Annotated in this window: 8 protein-coding genes and 1 pseudogene; 2 read left to right on the top strand and 7 right to left on the bottom strand. The window is 28.8% G+C overall.

Translation table 11 applies throughout. The annotated features are described in order from the left end of the window. Positions 1-126: 126 nt before the first annotated feature. A complete protein-coding gene (locus HMPREF9129_RS03805; protein ID WP_004820536.1) occupies positions 127-885 on the top strand; it encodes an IclR family transcriptional regulator in 759 nt (252 codons plus the stop codon). A gap of 62 nt (positions 886-947) precedes the next feature. On the opposite strand, the gene HMPREF9129_RS03800 is transcribed toward HMPREF9129_RS03805, so the two are convergent. Together HMPREF9129_RS03800 and HMPREF9129_RS03795 are read right to left on the bottom strand one after the other, a co-directional pair. Then, the gene (locus tag HMPREF9129_RS03800; protein ID WP_004820534.1) at positions 948-1,301 is read right to left on the bottom strand and encodes a helix-turn-helix transcriptional regulator; all 354 of its coding nucleotides are present in this window, start codon (positions 1,299-1,301) and stop codon (positions 948-950) included. 86 nt (positions 1,302-1,387) lie between these two features. After that, positions 1,388-2,197 carry an AraC family transcriptional regulator gene (locus HMPREF9129_RS03795; protein ID WP_004820532.1) on the bottom strand — a complete coding sequence of 270 codons (810 nt, stop codon included), beginning with the start codon at positions 2,195-2,197 and terminating at the stop codon, positions 1,388-1,390. A gap of 208 nt (positions 2,198-2,405) precedes the next feature. Between HMPREF9129_RS03795 and ocd the strand changes: the two genes are divergently transcribed. Further along, positions 2,406-3,428, top strand: coding sequence for an ornithine cyclodeaminase (ocd, locus tag HMPREF9129_RS03790; protein WP_004820531.1), 1,023 nt, complete (start codon positions 2,406-2,408; stop codon positions 3,426-3,428). A gap of 145 nt (positions 3,429-3,573) precedes the next feature. Here ocd and HMPREF9129_RS03785 read toward each other — a convergent pair. The 5 genes and pseudogenes from HMPREF9129_RS03785 to HMPREF9129_RS03765 form a co-directional block, all read right to left on the bottom strand. Continuing rightward, a pseudogene (locus HMPREF9129_RS03785) lies at positions 3,574-7,010 on the bottom strand (pyruvate carboxylase). 187 nt (positions 7,011-7,197) lie between these two features. Then, complete coding sequence (locus tag HMPREF9129_RS11855; RefSeq protein WP_050794617.1) at positions 7,198-8,772, bottom strand: hypothetical protein; 1,575 nt, start codon at positions 8,770-8,772, stop codon at positions 7,198-7,200. Continuing rightward, positions 8,772-8,948 (bottom strand): hypothetical protein, encoded by a 177-nt coding sequence (locus tag HMPREF9129_RS11360; protein WP_004820524.1) that lies wholly within the window; start codon positions 8,946-8,948, stop codon positions 8,772-8,774. Before HMPREF9129_RS11360 ends, HMPREF9129_RS11855 begins: the two co-directional genes overlap by 1 nt. Before the next feature lie 10 nt (positions 8,949-8,958). Next, positions 8,959-9,642 (bottom strand): RAMP superfamily CRISPR-associated protein, encoded by a 684-nt coding sequence (locus tag HMPREF9129_RS03770; RefSeq protein ID WP_040552282.1) that lies wholly within the window; start codon positions 9,640-9,642, stop codon positions 8,959-8,961. Positions 9,643-9,690: 48 nt separating this feature from the next. Continuing rightward, on the bottom strand, positions 9,691-11,610 hold a 1,920-nt coding region (locus tag HMPREF9129_RS03765), incomplete at its 5' end, for a Cas10/Cmr2 second palm domain-containing protein (protein WP_004820520.1).

The raw sequence follows: 11,610 nt of genomic DNA, 5'->3' as shown, positions 1-11,610 counted from the left end.
CACTATACTGTTTTATGAAACTAAATATAGTTTAAATGAAAATGTTTTTACTGTCAACGGAATTAATATATTTTTTTAATTTTGATTTAATTATTCCTTAGTGTTAGAATAAAATAGGTGATTATTATGGAAGAAAAAATACAATCTATTGAACGTGCTTTTAAAATTCTTGAAAGTTTCCCTAGATATCCCAATGGAATAGGGCTAACTGAGCTTGCACATGAAGTTGGGTTACATAAATCTACAGTGCACAGATTTCTAAACACTCTCTTGGCATTGGGATATATTGAACAATATGAAAATAATAAATACAATCTTACTTATAAAATGTATAATGTCGGTTCATCTAAATTACAACACTTAGATTTATTACATGTTTCACAAAATGAAATAGAATTTCTCAGTAAGAAAGTTAATGAAGTTGTACATTTAGTAATACAAGATGGAATTTACGTTGTCTATATAAATAAAATCGAAGCTGACAACCCTATAACCATGGGTTCTAAAATCGGTCGCCGCGGTCCACTTGTCAATACATCTGTTGGTAAGGCAATACTTTCAAATATGACTAATGAAGAAATCTACTCAATATTTAATAACTCTATAAAATCTAATTTGATACCAAAAGATAGTAGCTTCGATAAATTCATAGCTGAAATAGAAGAAACCAGAAAGACAAAGATTGCCTTGGACGATGAAGAAAATGAAGATGGCATTTGCTGTGTCGGTACTACTATATATGGCTTAAACGGAAAAATTGAAGGTGCTATATCTGTAACAGGACCTACAGAACGTATGAAAGATAAGATGAAATACGGATTGAAAAACGATCTCTTGCGTTCAGCTGAGATAATATCTGCCCAAATGGGATTTGTATTTAATTAATAAAAGGTGTCTAGTCAAATTAAATTATAATGACTAAACACCTTTTTCCTTTTTGTAAATATTTAATTTTTATTTTTCACTCGCTCTCTAAAGTCACTTGGATTTGTATGATAATATTTTTTAAAATTTCTATTATATGTCCTGCTATTGTCATATCCAACTTCTTCAGATATTTCTGTAACAGATTTATCAGTATCGATTAACATTTGCACTGATTTGTTTACTCTTACATAATTCAAAAAACAATTAAAGTTCTTCTCCACCAAAAACTTTAAATGGTAGTTTATTTCCAATGCACTTATGCCAAATTTATCAGCCACATCTTTTATATTCAAATCTAAATCGTAATTGTTATATATATAATCAACAATTTTATATGAAACAGGACTTTCCTTTATCTTGCAAATTGTATTCACCTTTTTATAAGTTTTCTTATATTCACTTATATTTATATCTGTTTTTGAATTAAATACTTTTGATACATAGGATGAATCTGCATACCTTAAAAAGTTGAAATTTCATCTAAGGTCATATCCGTATACAACAAAAAATTTTGTATTCTTGCAATCTTCATTTGAAAAACTAAATCTGAATAATTATATCCCGTCATCTTCATTATATAGTTGCTTATACTCGAAGGACTCATAAAAAATATTTTAGAAAGCTCTTTTAAAGTTATATTTTGCCTTAAATTCATGTAGATATATTGGATTATGTGACTATAATTTTCTTCACTTTCTAACTCTTTTTTTGTCTTTTGCATAGTCTGCCTTAAAAAGAAAGATATTAATTCTAAAATTTGTGAACTAACATATACTCCTGTAAAATTATTTTTAGGTTTAACCTGAAAGTTTAATGACTCTGTACCCAACTCATCTTTTAATTTTTCAAAAATATTAACTACTTGCTCAAATTTTTTATCATCACAATTCACAATATTGCTAACTGATATCAGTTTAATCAAATTTATGTCTTCATTGTAAAAATTCATATGTATTTTTATAAGTTCATTGAACAATTCAAAATTGAAAACAACCAAGCTATACACTAATGGTTTCTCTACTTTTATTATTTTTGTGTATTGATATGGCAAAATAAAAACAAGAGAGTTTTTCTCAACGTCATATATTCTGCCCTGTATATTGATTTCCGCCTTACCATCAAGTATTATCCAAAACCTTGATTGCTGATGTAAAATGGCATCTGTAGGTTCTGAAACAAGCTCCACATTACAAGAGCATATTGAAGTCACATCATAAGGGGAACATTGATTTGTTTGTAATGAAAATTTTTCATCAAAAGACTTACTCATTTTATCACACCCTAGGATAGCAAATTACAGATTTATATAATAATCTTATATTTATTTAATAAAATACAAGACAATTTATACTCACAATTATGTAAAATTCACATAAGAATTTAATTCTATTGATATTAATTATACATTTTGTTATTCTCAATTTAAAGATTAAGCTTAGTCAAACACAAAAATTAAAATATTGAGAGGAGAGATTTAATTGAAGATTAAAACTAAATATATAGACTTAGAAACTATGTCCAACTACATAAAGGAAGTTGGGGTTGAATCTATTATGGAAAAACTTATTCCATATTTAGAAGAAGACTATGGCAATTGGGAAGATTTTGCAAAAATTCCTAGACCTACACACCATTCTCCTGTTGGCGTAAATGAATTAATGCCTGTAGGTAATCAGGAAACGTTTACTTGCAAATATGTAAATGGTCATCCGGACAATCCTAAAGATAATCTACTTACTGTTGTAGCTATAGGCTTATTGGCTGAAGTTTCAAGTGGATATCCTCTTCTTTTGTGTGAAATGACTTTGCTTACAGCTATAAGAACTGCAACTAACTCAGTTATGGCTGCAAAATATTTAGCAAAAGAAAATCCTAAAAAAATGGCTCTTATAGGTAATGGATGTCAAAGTGACTTCCAAGCTATAGCTTTCCACAAATTACTAGGTATAGAAGAAATAAATTGTTATGATGTTGATGAAGCTGCAACTGATAGACTTATATCTAATCTTTCTAAATACAAAAATTTGAAAGTAGTTAAATGCAACAGTACAAAAGAAGCTTGTAAGGGTGTTGATATAATAACAACCGTTACAGCAGACAAGAAATTCTCAATCATACTTACAAAAGATATGATAGAACCGGGAATGCATATAAACTGTGTTGGTGGAGATTGCCCAGGAAAGACAGAATTAGAATCTGATATTCTATTCATGGGAGATGTTTATGTAGAATTTGAACCTCAAAGCAGAATAGAAGGTGAAATTCAACACATGGCAGATGACTTTAAAGTAACTGAAATTGCTGAAGTTATAAAATCTCAAAAACGTATTGATAGAAAAGAAGATGATATTACAATCTTCGATTCAGTTGGATTTGCTCTTGAAGATTTCTCAATACTAAGATTGATTTATCAATTAGCTAAAGACAACAATATTGGTACTGAAGAAGTTTTAGTCCCACTTATTGATAATCCTAAAGACTTATATAGCTTAATTAAATAATTATATTAATGTTGCTAATGCATAAATTTGCTTACTATTTGCTAATTTAAGTAATAGCTGTAAATTTACTTTTCTGTAGAAATAGCTTAAAGGTAGTATCTCAGCCTATTTTCACTGAGACACTACCTTTATTTTTATTATAATTTTAATCTTCTATTGTTGCTACAAGTTGTCCACTTATAACACTTTCGCCTTCTTTTACTAAAATCTCGCCTATCTTTCCATTTTTAGTTGCAATTATGTTAGTTTCCATCTTCATAGCTTCCACAACCATCAACGGTTGAGATTCTTTTACTACTTCGCCTTCCTTTACTAAGACTTTAACTATTGTCCCTGGAATTGATGAACCAACTTCAGATTTATTTTCGTCGCTTGCCATTCTAACTTCTTCTGCTTTTAAGCTTGTATTAGACCTTTTAGTCTTATCTTCTATTTCTATAGAACGACGTAGACCATTTATTTCAAAAGTTAAACTGCGTTTGCCGTCTTCTTTTATCTTTCCAATTTCTACTAGTGTTACTATTAAATTCTTTCCTTCATCAACTGATATCTCTGCTGTTTCGCCCTCCATCAAGCCATGGAAGAAAACATCTGAACCCATTCTCCAAAGTTGTTTATATTCTTCAAAATGCTTTGCATATTCTTCAAAAACTTTTGGATATAGAGAATAAGATATTAAATCTTCTTCTGTAGGTTCTCTTTTCAATATTTTTTCTAATTTAACTTTATCACTTTCATAATCTTCATCATCTAGAAGTAATCCAGGTCTTACGGTTATAGGCTCTTCTCCTTTTAAAACCATCTTTTGTAACTTTTCAGGAAAGCCGCCATAAGGTTGTCCCATCATACCTTTAAAATATGTGACTACAGAATCAGGATAGTCTAAATTAGCTCCCTTTTCATAAATATTTTCAGGAGTTAGATTATTTTGAACCATAAAAATTGACATATCTCCCACCATTTTTGAAGAAGGTGTAACTTTTATAATGTCTCCTACCATTTGATTTACATTTCTATACATTTCTTTAACTTCATTAAACTTATGCCCTAATCCAAAGCTTTCAACTTGTGGTTTTAAGTTTGAATATTGTCCACCAGGTATTTCATATTTGTAAATTTCAGTAGTGCCACTTTTTAACTCAGACTCAAAATTTGCATACACAGGCCTTACTGCTGACCAATAGTTAGAAATTTCATTAACTCTATCTAAGCTTATTCCAGTATCTCTATTTGTATTTTCAAGTGCTGCCACAACAGAATTTAACGCCGGTTGAGAAGTTAGCCCACTCATTGAATCAATAGCCGTATCTACTATATCAACTCCTGTTTCAGCTGCCATTAGTATTGTTGCTACTCCGTTGCCAGTTGTATCATGAGTGTGTAAATGTATTGGAATAGAAATTTCATCTTTTAAAGCTTTTATAAGTTTTCTCGCCGCATAAGGTTTTAAAAGTCCGCTCATATCCTTGATTCCCAAGATGTGACATCCTGTTTTTTCAAGTTCTTTAGCTAAATCTACATAGTATTTCAACGAATATTTATCACGAGTTTCATCTAAAATATCTCCAGTGTAACACATTGTACCTTCGGCGATTTTCCCAGTTGTTAAAGTCTCATCTATCGCAAGTCTCATTCCATCTAGCCAATTCAATGAATCGAATATACGGAACACATCTATCCCTTTATCAGCTGATGCTCTTATAAACTTTTTAACTACATTGTCCGGATAATTTTTATATCCTACCGTATTATTGCCACGAATTAACATTTGCATCAATAAATTAGGCATTTTTTCACGAATGAGTTCCAATCTCTTCCAAGGGTCTTCGTGTAAAAATCTATAAGCTACATCAAAAGTTGCTCCGCCCCACATTTCAACGCTGAATAATTCTTTCATATTATAATTTGTGGCTTCAGCAATCTTTAACATATCTTTTGTTCTCATTTTAGTTGCCATAAGAGATTGATGTGCGTCTCTCATTGTCGTATCTGTAAGTAACAACCTATCTTGTTTTAAAATCCAATCAGATAAACCTTTAGCTCCGAGCTTATCAAGCAATTGCTTTGTACCTTCTAAATTTTTCTTTCAAATTTAGGAACAACAGGCACATCAAATGTATTTTTATCCAATGTATTTTTATCATTTACTACAATATTTCCAATGTAATTCATTAGATGTAATTCTGAGTCCGACTTTGGTTTAATATCAAACAACTCTGGATGGTCTGAAATAAATCCTGTATCACAACTTCCGTCTCTAAATTCTTCTGTGTTCAGTACATTTAATAAAAATCCAATATTTGTCTTTACTCCACCAACTTTAAGTTCTCTTATTGAACGTACTGCTTTATTTACAGTATCACTCCAACTTCTTCCGTGAGTAATTACTTTTACCAACAAAGAGTCATAATACGGACTTATAACTGCTCCTTGGAATCCATTCCCACCATCAAGTCTTACGCCAAATCCTGAACTTGACCTATATAAAGTTATCTGTCCTGTATCTGGAGCAAAATTATTTAGCGGGTCCTCTGTTGTAACACGACATTGAATTGCATATCCATTTGAATTTATATAGTCTTGACCTTGTATGTCTATCGCTTCACTACCTAGCTCATAACCTTGTGCTATTAAAATTTGGGCCTGTATGATATCAATCCCCGTAACCATTTCTGTTACAGTGTGTTCAACCTGTATCCTTGGATTTACTTCTATAAAGTAATGTTTGTGATTGTTATCTACCAAAAATTCTACAGTTCCCGCTGACCTATATCCCAAACTCCTAGTAATCTTTAATGCATCTTCACATATTCTATCTCTAAGCTCTTTAGGCAATGAAAAAGCCGGTGTATACTCTATAACTTTTTGATGTCTTCTTTGTATAGAACAATCTCTTTCATATAGATGAACTATATTTCCATATAAATCACCTAAAACTTGAACTTCTATATGTTTTGGTCTTTCTAAATACTTTTCTATAAACATAGAGTCATTGCCAAAAGCTTTTTTTGCCTCACTCTTTGCAGCATGGAAATTATTCAAAAGCTCTTCTTCATTGTTTACTACACGCATTCCTCTTCCACCACCGCCGGCAGCTGCTTTAATCATAACAGGATAACCTGCTTTTTTAGCAAACTCTAACGCTTCAGAATCAGATTTTATAGGTGAGTCAACTCCTGGAATAGTTTCCACTCCAGCTTCATGAGCAACTATCTTAGAAGATATCTTATCCCCCAACTTTTGCATAATTTCAGGAGTAGGCCCTATAAATGTAATCCCTGCTTCTTCACATTTTTGTGCAAACTCAGGATTTTCAGATAAAAATCCATAACCCGGATGGATTGCGTCAACTCCCTTATTAAGAGCAAGTTTTATTATCTCATCTATATCCAAATATGCATCGACAGGAGATTTATTTTTCCCTATTAAGTATGCTTCATCTGCCTTAGTCCTAAACAATGAAAGACTATCCTCTTGCGAATAAATTGCAACCGAACGAATCCCAAGTTCTCTACAAGCTCTAAAAACACGTATGGCAATTTCTCCACGATTAGCTACAAGTATACGCTTGAACTTCTTAATTTCCATTTTCTCTCCCCCTAAACTATATCAATTAATCTATCTTTATTATATTTTAAAACCTATTATATATCTTTTGGGGGTTTATTAAAAGTCTTATTAATAAAAAATAAACTTCTATTTTTAAAATAAAAGTTTATTTTTATTAAGCACATAGCTAAACTATTATGATTTAACCTATATCTGTATACTAGATTTCAAAATTATTCTCTAACTTCAATAAGTCCATATGGTAACATTTTTCTTCATCAACATAAAACCCATTTCTAATGTTCTCATTATCTTTAACTTCTTTTAAACAGCCAAGTATTCCTTTATATCCTCCAAGATAAATATAATTTCTATCTGATTTTAGCAAATCATCTATAGAAGATTTAATTTTATTTAAAATTTCTAAAACACCTTTTACATCGGTTTGCTTTATTTTTAAATTATTTATATATTCAATCCTTGTATCTATTTCTTTAGAATATCTCATCAGTTTTTCTTTTGTTACTATAAAAGTTTCATTCAAGCTTTCTTTTAATTGATTTTTTAAGTCACTTTTTTTAATTAGAATATTCACTGATATATTAGTGTCTGATTTTAACATTTCAATTCCTATTGCCGGGAAAAATTCACCATACTTTGGAATTTTATTTACTTTAGTTGTATCCTCTGAATTTTGATACAGATATTGAAATTTCATTAAATTTTTTAACACTACTTGTTCTTTGTCTATTAATACATCACTAAAAATTATACTTCTTCTAAATAAATTTTCGACATTTTTCTTAGCCAACAAACTCCCCTTCAATGATGATGCTGGAATATAATATGAATTTGCTTTTTTAAAATCTTCATTTGTTTTACCAATTCTATTTTCATAACTAAAGAAAGGATAAATTATACTAAATTTATCAAAACAAGTTTTTTTATAATCTATGCCTTCATAAAGTGCCGAATGGTTTCTTCCTGATAAAATTACAGATGATACTGTCCTAAATTTAAGCTCCACATTATACCTCCATTTTTCAAGATAAGAATTTCCAAATATAATAGCGTTCTTATACAATAAATTATATTTATTATGTATACTCTTAGCTAATTCAAATTCATCTTTTACTTCATTATTTTTGGAAATGATACTCCCTGGTCTTATAAAGCATATTACTTTCTCTACATTATTTTCTATATCATAAGGTTTTCTGTCTGATACGTGAATATTTATAAATGAGTTTTCAGTATCTATTTTATTAAACTCTGGCAGTAACATACCTAGGTTTATATAAGTTTTAGATTTACTTGTTTTATTACTATTTTCTATATTTTCAATATCATATACTTTAAATGTATTTAATCCTGAACTCGCCTTACCACCTAAATACGTGATATTTTCTCCATTTTCTATAGTTTTTTCCATTTTTTCTATGGCTTCTTTAAGTAAACTATTTTCTTCTACTTTTACAAAGAAACTAAAGTCTTCTTGCTCTTTTCCTATGCATACTAAAGTTATTGTATCTAAAGAATATGATACATTTGGAAGACCTGGTAGATTTTTAATCTGACTTTCTATTCTAAATTTTTGAATAAATTCATGTTTAATTTCTAAGTAGTCTATTTTCTCCATACTTCCTTTACTTAATTTCATATTATTCTTTAATAAATTCAATAATGCTTCTTTTCTTATGAAATCAATACTTTTCAGTATTTTATATGTACTTTTTTCAATCTCATAGTTATCCATTATATATTCTATTGGAAACGGATAATATCCATCTGGCATTAAACTTGACACCATGCATTTCTGTTTTTATTTAAAATATCCAGTGTATAGTTACTTATCTCTCCATCATCATAATATCTTTTTATTGTATTCATTAAAAATCCAAATATACGTTGAGAATCTGGAATAGTTGTTATCTTACCTTCTTTTTTTAGCTTGAATTTATATACAATCATTATAAACTCCTTAGTGTAAAATAGATATCTCTATATGCCCGTAACCTCTTGATTTCGAATTTCCAATTCCATAAAATCCATTATTAAATTTTTCTATCATAGATTCCAACTCTTCTTTTACTTCTTCTAAATCTATGTTTTTAGGATTATAATAGCTGTTTTTAAAATGAACTATACCTTCGAAATCCACCCCGGGCCTAATCACTCTATATGTCCTTGGTCTACTTAAAATTTCCCCTTCTTTTTCTTCTAAAGAGGTTTTTGTATCTATCGAAAAATAATCTTCGATTTGCTTATCTTTACTTAAAACAAAATCTGTGCAAAATATTCTTGGAATTCCATTTAGCCCTTGAATACCAAAAATATACTCAGCTTTTGGATTACTGGCATATTCTTCTATTTGCATTTTAATTTTTTCAAGTTTTTCTATTTTCCCTTCAAAATCAATTTGATTATATTTATCTATTAATTCCTTTAAAATTTCTTTGATATACTCTTTTGTCTTTGGCATTTCACTGTCATTTTCCCTTATAATATTTCTCAAAGCCCCTTTAAAAGATGAACCATGTATTATCGGTTTACCGGCATTATCAATGCTTGTTGACTGGTCTACACCCCCAACAGAAAAGCTTTCAGTTTGGTTACCTATCAAACAATTAGATTTTGTTGTTAACTTTATTTTTATCTCAAACATGATTTCCTCCATATTTACTCTTAAATCACCTATTTTTTGTTGGCTTTTTTATCCCATATTTTTCTTATATGTTTTATAAATAATCCTTTGTTTGTTATATTCAAACAAAACAATTAATCTATCAATCCATATATCATTGTACGGTCCTATATTAGGGTCATATTTTTTTAATTTTCTTTCAAATTCATCTATATCAAAATTAATCTCATGAATATTATTTGTTCTATTCTCATTTTTTACTCTAATTATATTCTCATAGTAGTTCTTAAATAGTACAATTAATTGTTCTTTTTTATTTTTCTCTAAAAGCTCTTTTGCCCTAAAAAATATGGAAGGTTCAAATCTTGCTGTTTTGTACAATATTTTCTCACCCTTTTTACACTTCACAATAAATAGCTTTTCTATTCCATCTTTTCCAGCTTCTTCTAAAAGAAAATTTATTGGCTTATTTAATATTATCGAACATACATTACCTTTATCCAAAACTTTAGTATCCTTAGCCCTTTCAAATTTATTTAATTCTCTAGAATATATCCCGTTGCACGATTTACTATAATTTTTATTTTGTTTACCTTGTTTAAGGTTGTTTTTACTCTTCTTTAAAAGTAATAGGATTAATTTTAATTTAGGTATTAAAATAGTTCCAATTTTATTTTTATCAAAAAATCTTTCTTCATTCCCTTTTGGCTCTTCAATTAACTGAGAAAGAATATATTTTTTAAAATAAACTTCTTCATCAAATCCTTTATTTGCTACTAATTTAGGCCTACAGTAATATAAAACATATAGCATCTTCTTTTCTAAACTTTTTTCATTTTCTAAATTGATTAATAGATTATGCAAAGATGTACTTGTAAAAATATTTTTACTAAACATCATATTTAATTCTTTAATTTCGGAACATAATCTATTAAAACCATCATTTTTCCCTCTCCCACATTTATTTTTATACCAGTTCAATTTGCATCCTGATATACTCAAGCCAACAATAGATAAGTTTTCTTTATCTGATTTCATCATGTGTTTTGCAGCACTTAGTTCTTTCTCTACCAGTTGTCTATAATAACGTATAGGCTGATGATTATTTACAAAAGTTACTCCAACAGCAATAGATACGCTTTTATACTCTTTACCATTACTTTCTTCATTTATTAAAACAGCTTTGATTCTATTATTTATTTGTGAAATAATACTTTTTAAAATCTTAATAGAATCAAATAAGTAATCTATATTCACCGAATAAAAAATATCGTCTCCAGCTATATAAAACGGCAATATTTTATTTCCTATCTTTGAATTATACTCAATAATACTCTTAGCAAAATGCTCTATAGATATATACTCTTCTAAGATTTTACTTATATTTTTAAATTTATCATAACTATCTAATTTCTGCAGTGTATCACCAAGATCATTTATATCAGCTTTTACTATTGCTATTTTACCATCTGTACTACTTGTATCTTTGTCTACTATATCTATCAAATCATCCATATTATTTAGAAAAACTTCTGAATAATTTACTTCGCCATTAATATTTAATTTTTTACCTTCTATTTCAGGCTCAAATTTTTTTGTTGTAAATTCTTGGAATTTAAATAATAAATCCTGATTTTCTTGGATTACTCTAACCTTAGTACTATTGCTTTTAAAGTCAATATTGGCTTTTCCAATAATTTCTATTTCTGACAAATTATTTCTTTCAAAGGTAGAATAATTTAAGAATACGTTACCATTGTATTCCATGTATACTTCTCGATATAGACCTACAAGTTTCTCTTTAATTTTTCCCTCCGATAAATCAGATACAAAAATTACTTTTCCTGATATCCAAAGTAATTTACACTCTTCCTTTACATTAAACTCTTTTTGTATCTTATTTAAAATATTATTAGCAATATTATTAGAAGCTACAATTATATTTTTTAATGATTTTTCATCACTTTGATTTTGATCAATATACTTATA

The organism is Peptoniphilus indolicus ATCC 29427, from assembly GCF_000227315.1.
Classification (GTDB): Bacteria; Bacillota; Clostridia; order Tissierellales; family Peptoniphilaceae; genus Peptoniphilus; species Peptoniphilus indolicus.
This window is presented reverse-complemented; position numbering and strand designations above follow the sequence as displayed.